At 71.1% G+C, this 20,128-nt stretch carries 17 protein-coding genes; 3 read left to right on the top strand and 14 right to left on the bottom strand.

Going from position 1 to position 20,128, the window contains the following annotated elements:
* Positions 1 to 101: 101 nt before the first annotated feature.
* Positions 102 to 599, bottom strand: a complete 498-nt coding sequence (locus tag OG447_RS23985) for a hypothetical protein (protein WP_266939265.1) — start codon at positions 597 to 599, stop codon at positions 102 to 104.
* Positions 596 to 1,954, bottom strand: coding sequence for a molybdopterin-dependent oxidoreductase (locus tag OG447_RS23980; protein ID WP_266939264.1), 1,359 nt, complete (start codon positions 1,952 to 1,954; stop codon positions 596 to 598). Before OG447_RS23980 ends, OG447_RS23985 begins: the two co-directional genes overlap by 4 nt.
* Positions 1,955 to 2,164: 210 nt before the next feature.
* On the opposite strand from OG447_RS23980, the gene OG447_RS23975 reads away from it, so the two are divergent.
* Both OG447_RS23975 and OG447_RS23970 read left to right on the top strand, forming a co-directional pair.
* On the top strand, positions 2,165 to 3,046 hold the full coding sequence (locus OG447_RS23975; RefSeq protein WP_266939263.1) for an SDR family NAD(P)-dependent oxidoreductase: 882 nt from the start codon (positions 2,165 to 2,167) through the stop codon (positions 3,044 to 3,046).
* Between the two features lie 77 nt (positions 3,047 to 3,123).
* Positions 3,124 to 3,708: a TetR/AcrR family transcriptional regulator gene (locus OG447_RS23970; RefSeq protein ID WP_266939262.1), complete on the top strand. Its 585-nt coding sequence runs from the start codon at positions 3,124 to 3,126 to the stop codon at positions 3,706 to 3,708.
* Between the two features lie 6 nt (positions 3,709 to 3,714).
* Here OG447_RS23970 and OG447_RS23965 read toward each other — a convergent pair whose 3' ends face one another.
* Together OG447_RS23965 and OG447_RS23960 are read right to left on the bottom strand one after the other, a co-directional pair.
* Positions 3,715 to 4,191, bottom strand: coding sequence for a VOC family protein (locus OG447_RS23965; protein ID WP_266939260.1), 477 nt, complete (start codon positions 4,189 to 4,191; stop codon positions 3,715 to 3,717).
* A gap of 227 nt (positions 4,192 to 4,418) precedes the next feature.
* Positions 4,419 to 5,738: a DUF2254 domain-containing protein gene (locus tag OG447_RS23960; protein ID WP_266939259.1), complete on the bottom strand. Its 1,320-nt coding sequence runs from the start codon at positions 5,736 to 5,738 to the stop codon at positions 4,419 to 4,421.
* Between the two features lie 224 nt (positions 5,739 to 5,962).
* On the opposite strand from OG447_RS23960, the gene OG447_RS23955 reads away from it, so the two are divergent.
* Positions 5,963 to 7,807 carry a glycoside hydrolase family 15 protein gene (locus tag OG447_RS23955; RefSeq protein WP_266939258.1) on the top strand — a complete coding sequence of 615 codons (1,845 nt, stop codon included), beginning with the start codon at positions 5,963 to 5,965 and terminating at the stop codon, positions 7,805 to 7,807.
* Positions 7,808 to 7,833: 26 nt separating this feature from the next.
* Here OG447_RS23955 and OG447_RS23950 read toward each other — a convergent pair whose 3' ends face one another.
* The 10 genes from OG447_RS23950 to OG447_RS23905 all read right to left on the bottom strand — a co-directional run bounded on the left by OG447_RS23950 (position 7,834) and on the right by OG447_RS23905 (position 19,906).
* The gene (locus tag OG447_RS23950; RefSeq protein WP_266939257.1) at positions 7,834 to 9,600 is read right to left on the bottom strand and encodes a sodium:proton antiporter; all 1,767 of its coding nucleotides are present in this window, start codon (positions 9,598 to 9,600) and stop codon (positions 7,834 to 7,836) included.
* Positions 9,601 to 9,648: 48 nt separating this feature from the next.
* On the bottom strand, positions 9,649 to 10,701 hold the full coding sequence (locus OG447_RS23945; RefSeq protein ID WP_266939256.1) for a cytochrome d ubiquinol oxidase subunit II: 1,053 nt from the start codon (positions 10,699 to 10,701) through the stop codon (positions 9,649 to 9,651).
* Positions 10,701 to 12,185 (bottom strand): cytochrome ubiquinol oxidase subunit I, encoded by a 1,485-nt coding sequence (locus OG447_RS23940; protein ID WP_266939255.1) that lies wholly within the window; start codon positions 12,183 to 12,185, stop codon positions 10,701 to 10,703. Before OG447_RS23940 ends, OG447_RS23945 begins: the two co-directional genes overlap by 1 nt.
* A 113-nt stretch (positions 12,186 to 12,298) precedes the next feature.
* On the bottom strand, positions 12,299 to 13,105 hold the full coding sequence (locus OG447_RS23935; RefSeq protein ID WP_266940122.1) for an SDR family oxidoreductase: 807 nt from the start codon (positions 13,103 to 13,105) through the stop codon (positions 12,299 to 12,301).
* A 193-nt stretch (positions 13,106 to 13,298) separates the two neighbouring features.
* A complete protein-coding gene (locus tag OG447_RS23930; protein ID WP_266939254.1) occupies positions 13,299 to 14,879 on the bottom strand; it encodes a GMC oxidoreductase in 1,581 nt (526 codons plus the stop codon).
* A 146-nt stretch (positions 14,880 to 15,025) separates the two neighbouring features.
* A complete protein-coding gene (locus OG447_RS23925; RefSeq protein ID WP_266940120.1) occupies positions 15,026 to 15,940 on the bottom strand; it encodes a cyclase family protein in 915 nt (304 codons plus the stop codon).
* Positions 15,941 to 15,972: 32 nt separating this feature from the next.
* Positions 15,973 to 17,403, bottom strand: coding sequence for a gluconokinase, GntK/IdnK-type (locus tag OG447_RS23920; RefSeq protein ID WP_266939253.1), 1,431 nt, complete (start codon positions 17,401 to 17,403; stop codon positions 15,973 to 15,975).
* Positions 17,404 to 17,657: 254 nt separating this feature from the next.
* Positions 17,658 to 18,920: a chloride channel protein gene (locus OG447_RS23915; protein ID WP_323181847.1), complete on the bottom strand. Its 1,263-nt coding sequence runs from the start codon at positions 18,918 to 18,920 to the stop codon at positions 17,658 to 17,660.
* A 171-nt stretch (positions 18,921 to 19,091) separates the two neighbouring features.
* A complete protein-coding gene (locus OG447_RS23910; RefSeq protein ID WP_266939251.1) occupies positions 19,092 to 19,379 on the bottom strand; it encodes an SHOCT domain-containing protein in 288 nt (95 codons plus the stop codon).
* A gap of 65 nt (positions 19,380 to 19,444) precedes the next feature.
* Positions 19,445 to 19,906, bottom strand: coding sequence for a DUF6325 family protein (locus tag OG447_RS23905; RefSeq protein WP_266939250.1), 462 nt, complete (start codon positions 19,904 to 19,906; stop codon positions 19,445 to 19,447).
* Between the last annotated feature and the right edge of the window lie 222 nt (positions 19,907 to 20,128).

The raw sequence follows: 20,128 nt of genomic DNA, 5'->3' as shown, positions 1-20,128 counted from the left end.
CTGTCTCCGGGCCGGCCGGCCGAGCGGGCGGGCTCCGATCACAGCGGTCCGGAGGGCGCGGGCTCGCCCCGGAAGAGCCGGATCACCAGCGCCGGAGGCCGTCACTTCGTCGCGCCGCGTGCCTGCCGCTGAGCCCGGCTCCGGGCCCGGGTCCGTACGATCAGGACCACGGCCGAGGCGGCGAAGAGCACCGCGGTGATGAGCAGCCACCGGGCCAGGAAGCCGTCCGCGGGGAGGGCGGTCGCGGCGGTGAAGTGCCCGACCTGTCCGAGGATCAGCGGCCACCAGACCAGCAGCAGGACCCCGGATACGAATGCGGGCACGCGGACGTAGTTCACGCTCACCCGTGGCGCGGGCCGACCGTCATCCCGCCCGGTGCTGAACAGTGCCTGCGCCGCCCGGTCGGTCACCGAGTACAGGGGGAGCAGTACCAGGTCGTGGAGGAGGGCCGCCCCGACGAACCACACGGCCACGCCGACGGTGTCCCCCTCGAACAGGCGCAGTCCGGCGTAGACCGCGAGCGCGAAGGAGACCAGGACGAGGAGCAGGTGCAGCGGGGAGGCGCCGTAGCGGCGGCGGAAAGCGGTCGGAGCGCTCATGCCGGCTCTCCGAACGTCAGACGGGTGACCCACTTGGTGTTGTGCACCCCGGGTGCCCCGGGGACGATGATCCGCGCCGGATGGCCGTGGTCGGGGGAGAGCGTCGCCCCGTTGACCCGGACGGCCAGGAGCGAGCGGCTGTCGCGGACCTGGTTGTCGCGCAGCACCGCCGAACGGAACGAGCCCCCGCGCTGCGCCGACTCCACCAGGACCTCGGGCGTGCGCATGCCGAGCCCGACAAGGGCGGCCAGATCGGTGAGCCGGACCCCGCTCCACAGCTGGTCGGGGGTCGACCAGCCTTCGACACAGGCGATCGGCAGGGCCGACTCGCGCTGCGTCATGGCCAGCAGCTGCTGGTACGTCAGGTCGACCTGCCGCCCGGCGCCGCGCACGGTCAGCCGCCAGGCGGGGCCGATGTCGCTGGGCCGGATGCCGACCGAGGCGGCGGTCTTGTTGATCTGGAAGCCGTTCGGGCCCGAGCCCGGGTCCCGGCCGTGCGGTGCCAGGAGCGCGGTCTGCCGCCACCACCCGCCGATGCTCTGCCCCGCTGTGACCACCAGCAGCGCCACCGACCCGAGCCCGACCATGGCCAGGGCGCCCCGGCGCGAGATGGTCGGCGCCGCGGGCCGCGGCGCGACCAGCCCGGCCGCCTCCTCGGTACCCGCCGCAGGCTCCCCGAGACGGTGCCTGACGGCCCGCAGCGCCCTGGGCAGCCGGAAGGCCACGTGCACGACGAAGGCGCCGATGAACACCCAAGCCCCGTAGAAGTGCAGCGTGTAGAAGGAGCCGGGGAAGATGTAGTGCAGCTGGACGTTGAGGATGCCGGTGACGAACTCGAAGCCGGCGCCGCCGACCAGCAGGAGCAGGGACAACCGGTCGAGGGCGTGGCTCACCGAGCGGATCGGGGGCCATGCGAACAGCTTCGGGATGACCGACCACAGCTTCGCCAGCAGTACGGGTACCAGCACGATGCCCAGCGTCACGTGGACGCCCTGGGTCAGCCGGTAGAGCCAGTACGGCGACGTCGGCCAGGAGAACAGGTAGAAGCCGAGCCGGCCCTTGTCCGGGGTCTGGTCGTTGACAGCCGCCAGATCCGGGTTGTATGCCGCGTACGACAGCAGGCCCGTCACGAACAGCACCGCGATCCCGAACAGCAGGACCAGCCCGAACACCGCGGTCAGCCACGGACCGCGCAGGGGACTGCGCCAGAACTCCGGCCGCGCCGGCCCCGGGGGAGGCCCGGCGGACCCTGCGGACTTGGGCTGTGGGTGCCGTGGTGTGCCGCCCGGAGGCTGCCCGCTGCCGCTGTCGCCCATCAGGAAACCTCCGCCCACGGCCGGCCGTACCGAGCTCACCGGACAGCCACTCTCACCGAGAACCTCCAGACCGGAGCAGTGCGGCACGGGTGACACGCCAGATACGCCCTCCTGGGTCTGACGAGGGGCGGGCGGAGTGCCTCAATGCCGCCCAGCCCACCCCGCCCACTTCAACCGGATAGGTCATCCGGATCTGCTACCGTGACGTCAAGCGGATAGTTAATCCACATAGACGGAACGGGGCATGCGATGAGCCGGACAGCGGTGGTCACGGCAGGAACGGCGGGGATCGGGTGGGAGACCGCCCTGGGACTGGCCGCGGCGGGTTTCGCGGTCACCGTGGTCGGACGCAACGCCGAGCGGGGTGCCCGTGCGGTCGAGCGGATCAACGCCACGGAACCGGCGCATCCGGCGCGGTTCCTGGCCACGGACCTCGCCTCGCTCGGTGCGGTCCGCGCCCTCGCAGGCCGGATCGCCGCCGACGGCCCGCTGACCGTACTGGTCAACAACGTCGGGGCGATGTTCCCGGACCGACAGGACTCGGTCGACGGGATCGAGGCGACGTTCGCCGTCAACCACCTCTCCCCGTACCTGCTGACCGAACTGCTGCTGCCCGCACTGCGAGCGGGCGCGCCGAGCCGGATCGTGAACGTCACCTCGGGCGCGATCGGCGTCGCCAAGCGCCGCTTCGACGCCGTCGAGCCGTCCGGCGGCTACTACGGCTTCCACTGGTACGGCCGCGCCAAGCTCGCGCACCTCGCCTACACCCTGGACCTGGCCGAGCGCCTGCGCTCCACCGGCACCACGGTCTTCGCGGCGGACCCGGGCGGCGCCGCGACCGACATGACCAACGGCACCATGAGCGATCCGAAGATCGTCTCACCGGGACTGCGGCTGCTCTGGCCGCTGGTCCGGCGGAAGTTCGAACGCTCCACCGCCGGACCCGCCTCCGTGGCCGCGCGGCCGTCCGTCGTCGCCGCCACCGACCCCGCACTCGACGGGCGGACGGGTCTGCTCATCGGCCCCCGCGCCCACCCCGTTGCTCCGTTCCGTGGAAGCACCGACGCGCGCACGGTCGCCGACGTCCTCCGGCTCAGCAAGCAGTTGGCACCGCTGGTCGAGGGCCGGTGACCGGTGAGCCACGGCGAACCGCGGCCGTGACGGGCCGGCCCGTCACGGCGTAGCGGGGTGCCTTTTAGACTTCGCCCATGACGACCGCACCCCTGCGCAAGGACGCCGCCCGCAACTGGGAGCGGATCGTCGCCGTGGCCCGCGATCTCGTGGACGAGGGCACCCCGCTCCAGCTCAACGACGTCGCCCGCCGTGCCTCACTGGGCGTAGGCACCGTCTACCGCCACTTCCCCACCGCCGAGGCGCTCCTGGAAACCGTCGCGACCCCCTGCCTGGAGGCACTCGCGGCCCATGGCGAGCGGGCACTGGCCGACGACGACCCCCGGCGCGCCCTCGCCGATTTCCTGGCCCGCACCATCGAAGCGCAGGTCACTGACGCTTCCCTGCCCGCGGTCGCCGCCGCGCCAACGGACGCCCTGCCGCGCACCACCGAACTGAAGCGGACCCTGCGGTCGGTCGGCGCACAACTGCTCGGCCGGGCCCGCGAAGCCGGGGTCGTCCGCTCCGACCTGACCTCCGACGACCTGGTCCCGCTCATGTGCGGAATCGCCTACGCCGCGAACGTCCACGGCGACCCGGCCGCCCGGCGTGAGACCGCGCGCCGCTATCTGGCCGTGCTGCTGGAAGGCTTGCTGCACCGGCCGCGGGCCCGGGCCGCGTAAGGCCCCTCAGGGATTGGACCCCATGGAGCGCATGGCTTCCTCGGACCGCTTCCGCATCTCGTCCGGCGAGACGTCCTCGACGTGCGTGGAGAGGTTCCAGCGGTGGCCGAACGGGTCCTCCAGCTGGCCGGAGCGGTCGCCGTAGAACTCGGTCTTGACCGGTGACACCTGGGTGGCGCCCCGGGAAAGGGCCTCGGCGAACACCGCGTCCACGTCCTCGACGTACACGTGCAGGGTGACGGGCGTGCCGCCCACCGCCTTCGGCGAGCGGAATCCCATGTCCGGGTACTCGTCCGCGAGCATGATGACCGAGTTGCCGAGCTCCAGCTCGGCGTGGGCGATCTTGCCTCCGGGAGCGGCCATCCTCATCCGCTCCTGCGCGCCGAGCACGGAGACGTAGAAGTCGATCGCGGCCGCGGCCCCGTCGATGCAGAGGTACGGCGTGACGCGCGGATACCCCTCGGGAATGGGCTGGACAGTCACCGGCCTCCTGCCTTTCCGGACAGTGGCGGTCACCGCCGACCGCCGCCTGCGACCACAGATATCCCGAACCCGCGGCACGCGCGCCCGCGCCGCGCGGCAGCCGGGCACCGGATGCCCCGAAGAGCCCCGCCCGCAGCAGCGGCGGCGAAGCAGCCGCGGACCCGGCCGGGCGGCCCTGACCAGCCTGTCCTCGTGAAGATCGGAATCAACGTCCGTCCGGCATCGCGTCACGGGGAGGGTTCGCTCCGGGGGTGCCGCGCACCGCCGATGCCCTGCCGGTCGGCGGTCCGTGCACTGGCGCGGCGGGCGGGGTCGGCGAACGTCCGCTCCACGGACTCGTCGAGGAGGGCGAGCTCCGCGCGTACCGCGGGCAGACGATGGGCCGGCTGGGTCTCCAGCAGGTCCTCCAACAGCGCGCGGAGCCGCCTGCACACCTGGAGGGACGTGGCCCCGTACTCACGGATCTCGGTGACGCCGACCCGGAGGTAGTCCTCCCAGCTGCGGCCCGGCACCACCAGTCGCGGCCGGCCCCGGTCGTCGGCGAGCACGTACCGGCCGCGGAGCCGGACACGGCCGACCACGTGCAGGAACGTGTCGATGTGGTTGAGCACCTGCACGGCGGTCGTGGGGTCGTTCACGGCGGGGGAGAGGGCACGGATGGCGATGTCGACGAGGATGCGCAGGGCGAAGGCGGGATCCTGCTCGATGGTGCGCTCGGTTCCGAGGGCGACGAGCCCGGCCACCCTGCGTGGGTCGGGCGTCCGCGCGGAGCCGTGGGCCTCGACGAGGGTGGTGCCGGGCGGCACGAAGTCGCCGACCTGGTGGGCCAGTACGAGGACGCAGTCGTGGCGGACGGCGGCGGCGATCAGCCCCGCCGCGTCGAACGCCTGGATGACCCCGCCGGGTTCGGACCGGATGGGGGTCACCGGACCGGCAGGCGGCACGGAAGCCCCGTCGTGTGCCGCATGGCGATGGATGCGTTCCGTTCCCCGGACGAGCACCTTCTCGCCCAAGCGCCCCACCAGGTCGGCGATGGCCACGGGCCGGAGGTTGTGGGTGAACCGGTTGAGGTAGATGAGCAGCAGCACCAGGCTGGCGGAGACGGCCACGCCGGACAGGGTCACCCCCAGGTCGGGGACGGAGTTCGGCTCGATGCCGCGCAAGAGGGAGTAGGCGTAGGCGAAGGTTCCGGTGAACGTGGCCAGCACGGCCTTCTGGAGCCGGTCGCGGTACCACAGGCGCATGTAGCGTGGGGACAGGGTTCCCGTGGCCTGCTGGACGACGAGTACACCGATGGTCACGACGAACCCCAGCAGGGCGACCATGGACCCGACGACCGAGCTGAGCACCGTGCTCGCCGTCGAGGCGGAGTACTGCCAGGTGTGCGGCAGCCAGCCCGCTCCGTCCACGCCGGCGGCCCATTCGGCGAGCACCGCCCCCAGCAGAAGCCCGATCAGGGGGACGATCCACAGGCTTGCCTTGGCGTACTGCCGCAACCGGAAGCGTGCCGCCCAGGACATCATCGTGCGCACCGGTGCGGCACACATCGCGGTACGCACCGCAGGCCGCCGTAGGTTTCGGGAGCAGCTGACGCAAGGCTCGACAGCACGGGCAGCCTCCGGATCCGGCGGTGCGATGCGGCCTGGACATCCAGTTCGTGTGTTTCCACGCTAGAGCCGTTTCCGCAGGGGTGCAGGGGCGGGCCCGCTCGACAAGCCCGCCGGGAGTTCCTTGCTTAAGCTGACTGGGTGGCGTCGGAAAGGGTTCTCCCATGGCTGACTACCCGCTGATCGAAAACCATGGCCTGATCGGTGACCTGCAGACCGCGGCACTGGTGACCACGGACGGAACGATCGACTGGTTCTGCTGCCCGCGTTTCGATTCGCCCAGCGTGTTCGGTGCTCTCCTCGACTGGGAGAAGGGCGGGCATTTCACCGTCAGACCGGCGGAGGAGACGTACACCACGAAGCAGCTGTACCTGCCGGACACCGCGATCCTCGTGACACGCTTCATGACCGAGACCGGTGCCGGCGAGGTGGTCGACTTCATGCCGGTGACCGGGGTGACGGCCACCGACCGCCATCGCCTGGTCCGTATGCTCCGCTGCGTACGCGGCACCATGACCTTCCGGGTCGACATCGCCCCGCGGTTCGACTACGGCCGCAAGCCCCACACGCTGCACGTCACGGAGAACGGAGCGGTGTTCGCCTCCGACGACCTGGAGCTCACCCTCAGCGTAGTGCGGGAGCCCGAGGACGAACGGGTGCTGCACACCCTCACCGGCGATCACGACCTGCGCGTCGACGTCGCGCTCGAAGCCGGCCAGCAGCGGGGTCTGGTCATGGAGTCGGCCGCGGCGGGGCCGCCGCGCGAGATCCGCGTCGCCGAGTTCCAGGAACTCTTCGACGCCACCAGGCAGTACTGGCGGACGTGGCTCCGCCAGTCCCGGTACACGGGCCGGTGGCGCGAGACGGTGGAGCGCTCCGCCGTGACGCTGAAGCTGATGACGTACGCACCCAGCGGCGCCCTGGTGGCGGCCCCCACGGCGGGGCTGCCGGAGCAACTGGGCGGCGAGCGCAACTGGGACTACCGGTTCACCTGGATCCGTGACGCGTCGTTCTCCGTCTACGCCCTGCTGGGCCTGGGGTTCACGGATGAGGCGAGGGCGTTCATCGGCTGGCTGGGCGACCGGGTGAAGGAGAAGGCCGGTCGTGACACCGACACGGGGCCGCTGAACATCATGTACCGGGTGGACGGTTCCTCCGATCTCTACGAAGAGACCCTGGACCACTGGGAGGGGTACCAGGGATCCGCCCCGGTGCGCATAGGCAACGGCGCGGCCACCCAGTTGCAGCTGGACATCTACGGCGAGGCGCTCGACAGCATCTCCTTCGCCCACCAGCACGGCATCCACCTCGACATCCAGGGCTGGACATCGCTGCGCACACTGCTCGACTGGCTCGTGGACCACTGGGACCAGGCCGGTGAGGGGCTGTGGGAGACCCGCGGCGGGCGCAAGCACTTCACCTACGGCCGGGTGATGTCCTGGGTCGCGTTCGACCGCGCGCTGCGGCTGGCGGTCGCCCACGGCCGGCCTGCCGAGAGCGGCCGCTGGGCCGCCGAGCGCGACAACATCTACGAGCAGGTCCTGGCGAAGGGCTGGGACCCGGGGCGCAAGGCATTCGTCCAGCACTACGGCAGCGACGTGCTCGACTCCTCGCTGCTGCGGATGCCGACGGTGGGTTTCATCACGCCCGACGATCCGATGTGGACGTCCACCCTGGACGCGATGGACCGTGAGCTGGTGACCGACAGCCTGGTCTACCGTTACAACCCGGAGGCCTCGCCCGACGGTCTGCGCGGCTCCGAGGGAACCTTCTCCCTGTGCACGTTCATGTACGTCGACGCCCTGGCCCGGGCCGGGCGGACCGATCAGGCCAGGCTCGTCCTCGAGAAGATGATGACGTACGCCAACCACCTGGGCCTGTACTCCGAGGAGATCGCCCTGACGGGCCGACAGCTCGGCAACTTCCCCCAGGCCTTCACCCATCTCGCGCTCATCGACGCGGCCATCACGCTGGACGAGACCCTGAACCGCCTGCAGGGCGCAGGCTAGGGACACGACCCCACGACCCCACCACCTCAGGCCGGTGGTACGGGACCGAGTAGAACGACGAGGTCGCCCTCGTGCGGGGTGACGGCCCGTGCCTCGTCGACCGGCTCCAGACGGCCGTCGGCACGGACCACGAACAGTGTTTCGTGTCCCGGCGGGACCGGATCGGAGGCGGGCTGCACCAGGAACCGGGCGCCCTGTTCGTACCGTGCCGCCAGGACGTGCCTGACCAGTGAACCGCCGAAGAGGATGGCGCCGCCCGTGTACGGCGCGACGACACCATGGCTCTCGTGGGGCGGTCCCACCCGGTAGACGGGGCCTTCGACGTTGTCCTCGACCACCACCGAGGCGAGCGCGTTGAAGTCGTCGTCATCGGTGAGCAGGAAGACGGCGTTGACCCCCTCCAGCCGTGCCCTGGGGTTGGTGGCCGTCGCCAGCAGGTCCCCTCTGGCCAGTTTGATTCCGGCGTCCTTGATCCGTTCGCGTTCCTCGCCCTGTCCCGCCCACATCTGCACGTCGAGCCCTGCCGACCGCAGGGCCCTGCCCAGGGCGATCGCCCACGGAGCGCCGCCCACCAGGAGGGGCCGGGTGCGGTCCGGCCGGGCGACGCCGAGGCGCCGGGCCACGGGTCCGGCGGTCAGGGCGTACAGGACGACCGTGGAGACGATCACCAGGAAGGTGACGGGAAGGATTTTGGAGGCACCGTGCAGTCCCAGTTGGACGAGGCTCGCGGCGAAGGCCGCCGCGGTGGAGGCCGCGACGATGCCGCGTGGAGCCATCCATCCCGTGAACGCCCGTTCCCCCATGGTCATGTCCGTGCCGATGGTGGCGGCGAAGGCCACGAGCGGCCGCACCACGAGGACGAGGAGCGCGACGAGAACGAGCGTGGGCAGGAGCACGGGCGTCAGGGAGGCCGGGGTGACGCTGGAGGAGATGGAGATGAACAGCAGCCCGATGATCAGCTGGACCAGTGTCTCGAAGAAGGGCCGGCGAGCGGGCATGTCGAAGCCCCGGATGTTGGCCGCGGCCATACCGATGACGATCGCGGCGATGAGGCCGGTGTCGTCGCGGACGATGTCGCATACTGCCGACACGGCGATCACCGTGGCCAGTTGCGCCAGCGTTCCGAGCGTCTCGCCCAGCCTGAGCACGCGCAGGGTCAGCCACAGCAGCGCGACCCCCACGGATCCGCCGGCGAGGCCGACGGCCATGCTGATGAGGAACTGGCCGATCTGGTAGCCCCGGCCGATGTCGATCTGGTGCGTCGTGGCGATGGCGTGGAAGACGAGGGCGCCGAGGATGGCGCCGATCGGGTCGGTCAGCGTTCCTTCCCAGATCAGCAGGCGCCGTACCTTGTCCGTCGGCCGCACGTACTGGAGCAGGGGCCCCACGACCGTGGGCCCCGACACGACGAGGATCATGCCCACCATGGCGGACACCCTGAGCGACATGCTGAACAGGGCCGGGGCGACGGCACAGACGGCCAGGAAGGTGAAGGCCACTCCGAAGAGCAGCAGCCTGCCCACGACCGCGCGGGTGTGGCCGGTGAGGTTGCGCAGGTCGAGGCCGAGGCCGGCGTCGTAGAGGATCACCGCCACGGACAGGGACACGAGGGCGGAGAACTCCTCCCCGATCAGCTGGTCCGGATGGACGATGTCGGTCAGGGCGCCCGCGGCGAAGCCGACCGGTAGCAGCAGGATCAGCGCCGGGACGCGCAGTTTGCCCGCGAGGATCTGGCAGGCGGCGGCCAGGGCCACGACCAGGGCGATGCCGAGGAGGATGTCTTCCTCGCTCACAGCGGTTTCCTTCCTTGCCGCACGGGCGCGACGGGGGACTCGGCCAGGTCAGTCGCCGTCGGCGGTACCACCCCTCGTGGGGCCGGTCCGGCGCAGGTCGGAGTCGGTGAGGGGCTCCAACTCGCCATGGGTGTCGAGCCAGTAGAGGAGGAAGACGGCCGGGGCGATCAGCAGCAGGGCGACGAGGCTGACCACCGTCAGCCAGGCCAGGGTCTGCGAATCGCCCGCGGCATCCGCGACGGACAGGGAGGTGGGGATGAGGTAGGGGCGCTGCGCGAGACCCCAGGCGAAGACGGCCGCGGCGACGGTCCCGACGCAGCCGAAGCGGGCCGAGCGGGCCTGTCCCCGCAGCACGAGCAGCCCCGTGGCGGCGAAGAACACCGCGGAGACGATCGCGAGGACGAGCCCCGCACCGTGGGTCAGCCCGTGCCAGACGTGGGGGGCGTCGCCCCGGGTGACGAGCAGGACGCCCACAGCCATCAGGGCGACCGCGACGAGACCGGCGAGGGCGCGGAGCCGGAAGTAGCCGACGAGGTCGGGTGCGTCGAACCGCGCGGCGTCGGCGGTCAGGAACACGGCGCCGAGGAGCGCGGTCGCGGCGACGGTGAGCAGTCCGAACAGGAGGGACGCGGGGGTGGCCCACGCGTCCGCGGAGGCCTCGGTACCCGGTGCGATCCGGCCGGTGGCGATGGCGCCGACGGCCGCCCCGAGGAAGAAGGGGGTGAGCAGGGAGGCGATGGCGAACACGGCGCCGTAGAGGCGCCGCCGGGCCAGCCGGCGGCTGGGTTTGCGCAGGGCGAAACCGGCGCCGCGCAGGACCATGCCGACGGCGGCCAGCGCCAGGGGGAGCCACAGTGCGGTGAACACGGTCTGGAACAGCACGGGGAACCCGGTCCACATGAGGATGAGGACGAAGATCAGCCAGACGTTGTTGACCTCCCATACGGGCGCCATGGCGTGGTCGATCAGCCATCTGGGACGTTTGCCGCGCTCGGCTCCACCGGCCGTCAGGTCCCAGAAGCCCGCTCCGTAGTCCGTCCCGCCGGCGCAGGCGTATGCGGCCACGGCGAGCAGCAGTACGAAAGCGACGAGGTCGGCCATCACGTTCCACCACTGCCGGAGGGAGTGGAGCCGCTGTCTCCGGAGGACGGGGCGTCGCCGGCCGGGACGGGCGGGCGCGGCCCGTAGGGGGTGACCGATTCCGGTGCCTCCACCGGCTGTCCGTCTGCCTGGTCGTCGGCCAGGCGCCAGCGGTCGCGCATCTTCAGCAGGACCATGAGGAACGCCCCGAAGATGATCACGTACACCACGACCACCAGGCCGAACATGATCCAGAGGGTGGTGGAGCGGGTCGAGGTCACGGCCTCCGCGACGCGCATGTTCTGGTAGACGATCCATGGCTGGCGGCCCACCTCGGTCGTGATCCAGCCGCATTCGACGGCGACGACGGAGCCGACGCCGGCGCAGGCGGCGCTGCGGTAGAACCACTTCGAGCGGGGCAGCCGGCGGTGGCGCAGCCAGACCAGGCCGTACCAGAGGGCGAGGAGCAGCAGCAGGGACCCGACTCCGACCATGATGTCGAAGGCCCAGTGGGCGATCGTGGCCTGAGTGGCGTTCGGGCGGTCGCTCGCCGGTACGGAGGTCAGCCCGGTCACCTTGGTGTCGGGGCTGAACCCGGCCAGGATGGAGTCGAGCTGGGGGATCTTGATGCCGCCGGAGACGGTGCCGTCCGGATGGAGCCGGCCGAACAGGTACTCGGGAACGTGGGTGTCGGTCTCCCAGACGATCTCCATCGCCGCGAACTTCACCGGTTGCTTGTGGAACACCTGCCGGGCGATCGAGTCGCCCAGCACGAACTGCACCGGAGTGGCCACCGCGGCCAGGGTGAAGGGGACCGTGAAGCCGAGCCGGTGGTAGCGGTCCCGACGGCCGCGAAGCCATCCGACGGCGTAGACGCCTGCCACGACGTAGCCCGCGGTCACCAGCATCGCCACCACGAAATGCCAGTACTGGGGCCCGAACATCGGGGTGAAGATGGCCTTCCAGACGTCCACGTCGACCGGGTTGCCCTGGGCGTCGAGCGAGAACCCCTGGGGTGTGTTCATCCACGAGTTGGCGGCCAGGATGCCGAAGGTCCCGAGCAGTGCCGTGGCCGGCAGCGGCAGTCCCAGCAGGAAGTGGGTGCGTGGCTTCAGCCTGCGCCAGCCGTACAGGTAGATGGCGATGAGCACCGCTTCGAGGAAGAACGCCCAGGCCTCGACACCGAAACCGATGCCGAAGACATCACCCCATTTGCCCATCAGCCCCGGCCAGAGCAGACCGAACTCGAACGACAGCACGGTCCCGGTGACGACGCCGATCGCGAACTGCACGGCCATCACGGCCGACCAGCGCCTGGCCAGCAGCAGGGCCGTGGCGTCGTTCCTGCGCAGGCCGCGGTAGTGCATGACGAGGGTGATGAGCGGCAGCGCCACTCCCATCGGCACCAGGATGATGTGGGAGGCGAGGGTGAACGCCATGAGCTCCCTGGCCGGGAGCAGCTGGGCGGGGGCGTCAGCCGCCAGCAGGTGGACCGTGGTGTGCATACGTTCCTTTGCCGCTCGGGATGACGGGCCGGACCAGGGGGTGTCCGGTGGATCAGGGTCGGGAAGCCCAGGCGGGCCGGGCCCGGCCCTGACCCACCGGACACCCCCTAGGCTCAGCCGCCGGTGGCGAAGCCGGGGTAGAGGGTCATCCCGCCGTCCACGAAGAGCGTGGTGCCCACGACGTAGTCCATGAGGTCGGAGGCCAGGGCCACGGCCGCGTTCGCGATGTCCTCCGGCTCGCCGATGCGCTCGTACGGGATCAGCCGGAGCAGATCCTCCCGGGCCTCCGCCGTCTCCCACGCGCTCCGGTTGATCGGGGTCTTGATGGCTCCCGGAGCGATCGCGTTCACCCGGATCCCCTTGGGCGCGAGTTCCTGGGCGAGGGTCGTCATCAGCATGTGGATGCCTCCCTTGGAGGAGGCGTAGTTCGCGTGCCCCGCCCAGGGAATGACCTGGTGGACGGAGCTCATGCAGATGATCTTTCCGGCCGCACGGGACACCTCTGGGACGACGCCGCGCCGCAGGAACTCCTTCGTCGCCTCCCGCGCGCAGAGGAACTGACCCGTGAGGTTGACGTCCAGCACCTTCTGCCACTGGGCGAGCGTCATCTCCTCGAACGGGGCGTCGCGCTGCAGTCCGGCGTTGGCGACCAGGATGTCGATCGTGCCGAACTCCCGGACCATCCGGTCCGTCATGGCGACGACCTGGTCCTCCTGGGACACGTCCGCCTCGTACGCGGCCGCGCGTACGCCGAACGAGGTGATCTCCGCGACCACCTTCTCGGCCTCTTCCGCGCCCACCACGTAGTTCACGACCACATCGGCGCCGGCCCGGCCCAGGCCGATGGCCGTGGCCTTGCCGATCCCGCTGTTGGCGCCGGTGACCAGCGCCTTCTGACCCTTGAGCAGGTCAGCGGGGATCACCCTCCGCGCTGCACCCTCGGTGGAACTCACGCTCGACTGCCTCCTCGACTGCCCGATCCGGTCCGCCGGACCGCGGCCCGACAGGGTCCGAACGCCACCGAAGCACCCTCTTCGGAGATCGGCGTCCCGGGCGAGGCGGTGTTGGGCCACGCGGCCGAGCATCAACGCCCGGTCGGAGGAAACTCCCGGGTCAGCTCAGCCGTTCCACCAAGTGGTCGCCCACCCGCAGGGCGTTGGCGATCGCCGTGAGGGACGGATTGACCGCGCCGATGCTCGGGAAGAAGCTCGTGTCGACCACGTACAGGTTGTCGAGATCGTGGGCCTTGCAGTTCAGGTCCAGGGCGGAGGTGGCCGGGTCGTCGCCGAACCGTACGGTGCCGGCCTGGTGCGCCGTGGCGCCGATCGGCATGCCCTTGTGGAGGTAGATGCTGCGCGACAGGAGCTGGTGCTCGTGCATCCCGAGATGGCCGAGCATCCCCTGGAGCTTGTGCCGCAGGCGTTTCAGCCCCGCGATGTTGTTGCCTTCGTCGAGCACGAGACGGATGGTGCCGTCCCCGTCGACCGTGACCCGGTTGCCGGGGAGCGGAAGGTCCTCGCCGCACAGCCAGAAGTCGACCGCGTGGTGGGCCAGCACCGCGAAGGGCATGTCGGGGGTCACCGCGCCGGCCCAGCGGGGCGCCTCGCCGTGGATCTGATCGGAGTCCGACTTGCCGAGCATCTGGATGCCGCCCAGCGGGTAGTCCCAGTCGTCGGCGCCGAGGTACCAGTCGTGCAGGGCCAGGGTCTTCTGGAATCTGGTGGGGTTGGGTTCCTTCGAAATCGCCATCAGCGCCAGGTTGTTGTGGCGCATGTAGTGCCGGCCGACCACGTCGGAGCTGTTCGCCAGCCCGCTGGGGTGGCGGTCGTCGGCCGAGGCCAGGAGGAGCGCCGCCGAGTTGACCGCCCCGCAGGCGACGACCACGATGTCCGCGGTGTAGGAGGCCTCCACTCCGTCCTCGCTCCGGGTCAGTACGCTGCTGACACTGCGTCCGGTCGGGTCGGTCTCCAGCCGGACCACCCGCGCATTCGTGATCATTTCGACGTTCGGGTGCCGCAGGGCGGGCTCCACGCAGATCACCTCGGCGTCCGACTTGCCGCGCACCAGGCAGGGGAAGCCGTCCACGCGGTCACAGCGGATGCAGACGCTGGAGGGGGTCGCCCGCCCGTTCTCGTCCTGTACCAGGTCGACCCCGATGGGCAGGTGGAACGGGTGCAGGCCCCGTTTCTCCAAGTCGTCGCTCAGCTGCTGGATCCGTGGCTCGTGCTCGACCGGCGGGTAGGCGTACTGGGCGCTGCACGCCCCCTCCCACGGGTCCTCCCCGTGGCGTCCGTGGACCTTGTAGAGGTGCTCGGCCTCGGTGTAGTAGGGCTCCAGGTCCTCGTAGCGGATCGGCCAGGCCGGCGACAGCCCGTCGTGGTGGCGGAGTTCCCCGAAGTCCTCGGGCCGCAGCCGGAAGAGGGCGGCGCCGTAGAACTTGGTGTTTCCCCCGACGTAGTAGTTGACCTCGGGCGGGAATTCGTTGCCGTGCTTGTCCAGCCAGAACTCCGGGGCGCGGTACTTGCCCTTCACGAACACGGCGGTCGAGTCCCAGTTGTCCCGCTCGCGGGGGAGGTAGTCACCGCGTTCGAGGATGAGCACCCGTTTGCCGGACGGGGCGAGCCGGTGGGCGAGCGTACCGCCGCCGGCGCCCGAACCGATGATGACGACGTCGTAGTGCGGGGAGTCGCCCACGGCGACCACCGTCCTTGCGCTCGTGGACCCGCCCGGTCGGCGAGTCCTCTCCCTGCGCGCCGCCGGGGCACGGCAGCCACCCCACCTCTTCGAACTTATCCCTCCTTACCGCGGGCGGCGACCGGACGGGGCGGCGCCCGCGGCCGTCACAGGACGGCGATCGGGTTCACGGGCGAGCCGGTGGCCGACGGAAGCCTGAGCGGCGCCACCGCGCACAGGAAGGACCACCGGCCCGCGTGGGCGCACGCCCGGGTCAACTCCTCGAACTGCAGGTAGTCCATCAGGTGCAGCCCCATGGCCTGCACCGCCAGCACGTGCACGGGGAAGTCCACTCCGGCCACCGCGCTGGGGGCGGTGTCGTTGTTGCCGTCCGAGCCCAGCGCGGCGACCTGCCGCCCGGCCAGGAACCGTACGGCCGTGGGATGCAGTCCGGCCCGGGCCCGCGCGGTGTCCCACGCCCCGAGCTCCTGGCGCCGTGCGCGATGCCCCACCCGTACGAACAGCAGGTCCCCCGCCCGGACCCGGACCCCCTGGGCCGCCTCCGCCGCGGTCAGGTCGGCGGCGGTCACGTGGTCCCCGGGCTCCAGCCAGGGCACGCCGCGCAGCCGCGGAACGTCCAGGAGCACACCACGGCCGACGATGCCGTCCCGGACGACCTCGACGGAGAGCGCACGGGCGCCCTCAGGCGTCACACTGCTCGCCGGCACACCGTTGTAGAGCTCCCCGTCGTACATCACGTGGCACAGCGCGTCGAGATGACTGTCCGCGTCCCCGTGCACGTTCATCGCGAAGCGGTCGCGTGCGAAGTGCAGCCCGTCGCCGACGGTCTCACCGGCAGCGGGCGCGATCATCCGGTGGCGTGCGGGGTCGGGATCGTCCGGGCCGGGCAGGGTTTCGATGGGCGCGGCAAGGGACACCGTACGTCCGGAGCGGACCTCGGCTGCGGCGGCCACCACGCGGTCGGGCGTCAAGTGGCCGAGCGCACCGCGCCGGTCGTCGGGAGCGCGCGGGCTCCGGTCGCGCAGCTCCTCGTACAGCGCGCGAAAGGCGCCACCGGTCATGTGCTGCGGCGCCGACGGCCCGGTGTCCGCGGTCACCACGATCCCCACGGGGCCAGGGCCCACCGGAAGACATGGGTGTCGCCCGGTTCCAGGACGGTGAGCGCCGTGCCGCTGCGGAAGGCGTCGGCCGGGCAGGACATCGGCTCGATGGCGACACCGCGCCGCCGCCCTGCACCCGGCAGCGTGTCCCCGGTGTACACCTGCACGTACCGGACGCCCTCGATGAGCCGTACGTCGGTTCCGTGCCGCCCCGAAGGGTGCGACAGCCGTACCACGCAGTGGCCGTCGGGGTCCCGGTCGAGCCCGGTGTACGCGGTGTCCAGGCGCTGTTCGCCGATGGGCCGGGCGGTGCGGAAGTCGTACGCCGTGCCCTCGACCGGCTCCTCACCGGTCGGCAGGCCGTGTTCGTCGGTGCTGAGCCGGTAGCGGGCCGGCACGGTCAGCAGCGCGGTGTCCACGAGGTCGGTGCCCACGGTCAGATAGGGGTGCTGGCCCACGCCGTAGGGTGCGGCGGTGCCCCCCACGTTGACGGTGGTGACGGTGGTCTCGAGCCCCTCCGGGCCCAGCCGGTACTCGGCGGAGACTTCCAGGTGGTAGGGGTATCCCGGCTGCGGGAAGAGGGTGGTGCCCAGCGTGACCGTGTCCTCGCCGCGGCCGAGCAGCCGCCACGGTACCCACCTCAGGAGGCCGTGGATCGCGTTGCCCTTCTCCGGTTCGGTGAGCGGGAGTTGCTGGTTGTCGCCACCGAATCCGTACCGTCCGCCGGCCACCCGGTTCGGCCAGGGCACGAGCAGCTGCCCGCGCCCGCCGGTGATCGGCTCGTGGGCGGCGAATCCGTCGAGAAGCGGTCGTCCGCCCACCTCGTAGTGCCGCAGGGCGCCGCCCAGCTCGACCACCACCGCCGCCTGCGCGCCGTGGCGCAGCTGCCACTGTTCTCCTGATGCCGTGCTGGTGCTGGTGCTGGTGCTGGTGCTGGTGCCGAGCAGGGCGAGGACGGCTGCGGCCACGGCATCCGGGGGCTGGTCCACCTCCACGACGTACGCGTGCTCGTCGGGCTCCGGCTCCTGGAGATCGGCGAACTGGCTGTCCAGCAGCTGTGCGGGGAAGAAGTGCCCGTGCCGGGACAGCAGCCGGGACCGGATGAGTTGCCGTGAACCGTGCAGGTGGACCAGCCGGACTTCAGGCCGTCCCCCGGCCAGTTGGTCCCGATGGGCGCGCTTGAGCGCGGAGCAGGCGACGACAGCGGGTTTCCGAGCTGCGATCCGCCGGTCGATCCACGCCGCGACGGCGGCCAGCCACGGGCGCCTGTCCTCGTCGGACAGGGCCTCGCCGGCCGCCATCCTGGCCCGGTTCGCCGGCGTGTGGAACTCGTCCGCGTCCTGGTAGGCCCAGCCGAGCCGGTCGGCCAGCAGCAGCGCCACCGTGGACTTCCCCGACCCCGCCACGCCTGTCACGAGTACCACGGAAGCGGGCGCTCCCGCCGGGCGGGCTTCCGGCTCACCCTGACCGGACGGGGCTGGATGCGTCTTTCCGGGCCGGACTTCGCGCGGCGGTGCCCGCACGGGCTCCCTCACGTGGTCACGCGCCATACGGCCTCCCTCGCGCAGTACGACCTGCCCCGTCCGGCCGTTCTCCGACCGGGTACTTCCTTCCACTCTCGGCGCACGCATGCCGCAGCGCACCTCGGTGACCCTGCGGCAGAGGTACGGTGACGAGCTCAAACGGAGCCGGACGCGCCGGAGGCGGGGGGACGGGCGGTCGGCGCTTCCCCAGGTCCGCCGACGGGCGGAACGGCGGAACCGCGCTGAAGCAACTGGGTCGTCACGAAGGCCACGACGGCCGCCAGGATCACCACGGGGGTCATGGCGACACTGTCGAGCACCAGGACGACGAGCACGATGCTGCTGACCGGCAGCCGCAAGGCACTGGTCGTAGCGGCTGCCATGCCCGCGGCCATTGCCGGTACGACCCCCAGGCCCGGAAGGGGCGCGAGCAGGACACCCACCGCACAGCCCAGGAACAGCGACGGGAACACGGGGCCGCCCCGCAGGCTGCCCAGGCACAGGGAATAGGCGACGCCGGTGCAGAGCAGCACGGCGATCAGGGCCCCGACCCCCCAGGCATGCGGATCGGCAGCCAGCTGGCTCAGCGTCCCCTGGCCGGAGGACGCCACGTTCGCGGGCGACCGGCCGGTGGTGAGCGCGTACACGGCGGCGCAGACGCCGGCTGCCAGGGCGCACAGGGCGGTGTGGACGACGGGACGTTTCGCGACGAACCGCGAGGTCAGTTGCCCCCCGTGCATGATCAGATGTACCACGACACCGATGGCCACGGCCATCAGGATCGCCCAGAGCACGTCCCCGGCATCGAGCCGCGGAAGGGGCACGCCCACCTTCACGGAGAGGCTGGGCGCATCGAAGCCGGTCCAGCGGCCGAAGCCGGTGAACACGAGTGAGCCGACCCCGCTCGACAGCAGCGCGGGCAACATGACCGCGAACAGCTGTGGCCCGCCCACCCCGGCCACCTCAATGAGCATCACCGCCGCGATCAGCGGGCTCCCGAAGATCACCGCGACCGCCGCCGCTGCTCCCGCCGCGCCCAGGAGTGCGGTGCCCCGGGCGGTCGCCGGCACCTGCGCCAGATCCCTGAAGAGCAGCGCCAGGCCGCCGCCCAGGGCGATCAACGGAGCCTCCGGTCCGAGGGTGGCACCAAGGGGAAGGCTGAGCACGGCGGCCAGGATCACGCCGGGCAGGGCTTTCGGCGAGATACCGCCCGTGTGGAGTCCCGAGGCGGGGATGTGGCCGCCGGCGCCGGGCAGGTGGGTGACCACGAGCCCGACGGTCACGCCGGCCACGAGCAGCAACGGCAACGGCCACCACCAGGGCGGGGCGTCCCACCCCAGAGTCTGCGGCAGACCGTCCCACATCAGGTGCTCCAGCTCGTGGAGTGCGACCAGGAACCAGAACGCGACCAGCGACACCGGAACACCAATGAGGGCGCAGAACACGAGCGCCTTGAAATAGCCAGGACTGCGCAGCAGTTCACCCAGCCGGTCAGCCTCTTCGGGCTGTGTCCCTCCGGAAGGCGCTGCGGGGCGCGGATCCGACGCCGTCATGGGATGTGTCCCGCCTTCGGTTGCCGGACGTCCGTCTCAGGCAAGGAGTTTGGCCTTCTCCGCCGCGAACTCCTCCTCGGTCAAGATGCCTTGGGCCTTCAGGTCGCCAAGCTTTTTGAGCTGGTCGATCTTGGTGGTCATGTCGTCACCGGGTGCTGCGGCGGGCGGTGCGGCCGGGGCGGGCGGGGGCTGCTGCTCGTACGCCTGCGGCTGTCCCTGCTGGGACCATCGGCCGGCCTGCCGGCGCGAGACGCGGTTCGACACCGCGGTGGCGGTTCCGGCCACCACGGCCGTACGGGCGACGCCACGAAGGAGTCCAGGCATGGTCGCTCATCTCCCAGAGCTGTACGGGTGGACCGAAGCGACCGGGGTCGCAAGGGCCGGAGTGTTCAGGCGGCAGCCGGTCCGCCGGGGGCCGTCGACGACTCGCCCGCCTCAAGGGAGGCCAGCAGGGCCTGGACGGGGATGCGGCCGCTCGCCACCATCTGGGCGCCGGCGCGCCGCCACGCCCGGGCCAGCGGGGCGGCCCACACGTTCTCGTACACGAGGACCGCGGCGGAGTTGCCGGGAGCGAGCGCTGTCCCCGCCTCGTCGATGTCGTCCTGGCCGAGCAGTCCGGAGGTGGCTCCTTCGAAGACGGACAGGTCGACCTCGCCTCCGAGGTCCCTCAGTTCGACCGCGAAGACCGAGCCGTCACTGTCCTTCCGGACGAACTCCAGGTCCAGGATGCGGATGAGGCCGCGATCGACGAGGTCGACGAGCAGGGGCAGACCCTCGCCCGTCATGTGGCTGCCCGGGAATTCGACGATCAGGTAGTCGATGGGACCCATGTCCTCGATGTCGACGCTCATTGCCACTCCTCACGAGCGGATTGCGGTCTGGGCCGTGCCCACAGCCCGTGGGGCCAGGGGCGCACGCCACGGCATACGGCGACGGACGACCCCCGCAACCATTGCAGCATCCAGCCGAAGGCTTCGCATGTCCGGACGTAGTTGTGCCTCGCGGATAATGGCGATCAGCCGGTGGGGGAGCAGCTGTCCAAGCCCGCACGCCCGCACGGATCAGCAGCCGAT

Origin of the sequence: Streptomyces sp. NBC_01408 (assembly GCF_026340255.1) — a bacterium.
Taxonomy (GTDB): Bacteria; Actinomycetota; Actinomycetes; order Streptomycetales; family Streptomycetaceae; genus Streptomyces.
The sequence above is the reverse complement of the archived record's forward strand: the minus strand, read 5'-3'. Positions and strand labels throughout refer to the sequence as shown.

Coding starts and splice junctions, on each gene's coding strand:
- OG447_RS23975 (WP_266939263.1), top strand. CDS start 2,165: ATGAGCCGGACAGCGGTGGTCACGGCAGGAACGGCGGGGATCGGGTGG.
- OG447_RS23945 (WP_266939256.1), bottom strand. CDS start 10,701: ATGGCCGACCTCGTCGCTTTCGTACTGCTGCTCGCCGTGGCCGCATAC.
- OG447_RS23940 (WP_266939255.1), bottom strand. CDS start 12,185: ATGCACACCACGGTCCACCTGCTGGCGGCTGACGCCCCCGCCCAGCTG.
- OG447_RS23960 (WP_266939259.1), bottom strand. CDS start 5,738: ATGTGTGCCGCACCGGTGCGCACGATGATGTCCTGGGCGGCACGCTTC.
- OG447_RS23970 (WP_266939262.1), top strand. CDS start 3,124: ATGACGACCGCACCCCTGCGCAAGGACGCCGCCCGCAACTGGGAGCGG.
- OG447_RS23905 (WP_266939250.1), bottom strand. CDS start 19,906: ATGAGCGTCGACATCGAGGACATGGGTCCCATCGACTACCTGATCGTC.
- OG447_RS23925 (WP_266940120.1), bottom strand. CDS start 15,940: ATGACCGGTGGCGCCTTTCGCGCGCTGTACGAGGAGCTGCGCGACCGG.
- OG447_RS23985 (WP_266939265.1), bottom strand. CDS start 599: ATGAGCGCTCCGACCGCTTTCCGCCGCCGCTACGGCGCCTCCCCGCTG.
- OG447_RS23910 (WP_266939251.1), bottom strand. CDS start 19,379: ATGCCTGGACTCCTTCGTGGCGTCGCCCGTACGGCCGTGGTGGCCGGA.
- OG447_RS23955 (WP_266939258.1), top strand. CDS start 5,963: ATGGCTGACTACCCGCTGATCGAAAACCATGGCCTGATCGGTGACCTG.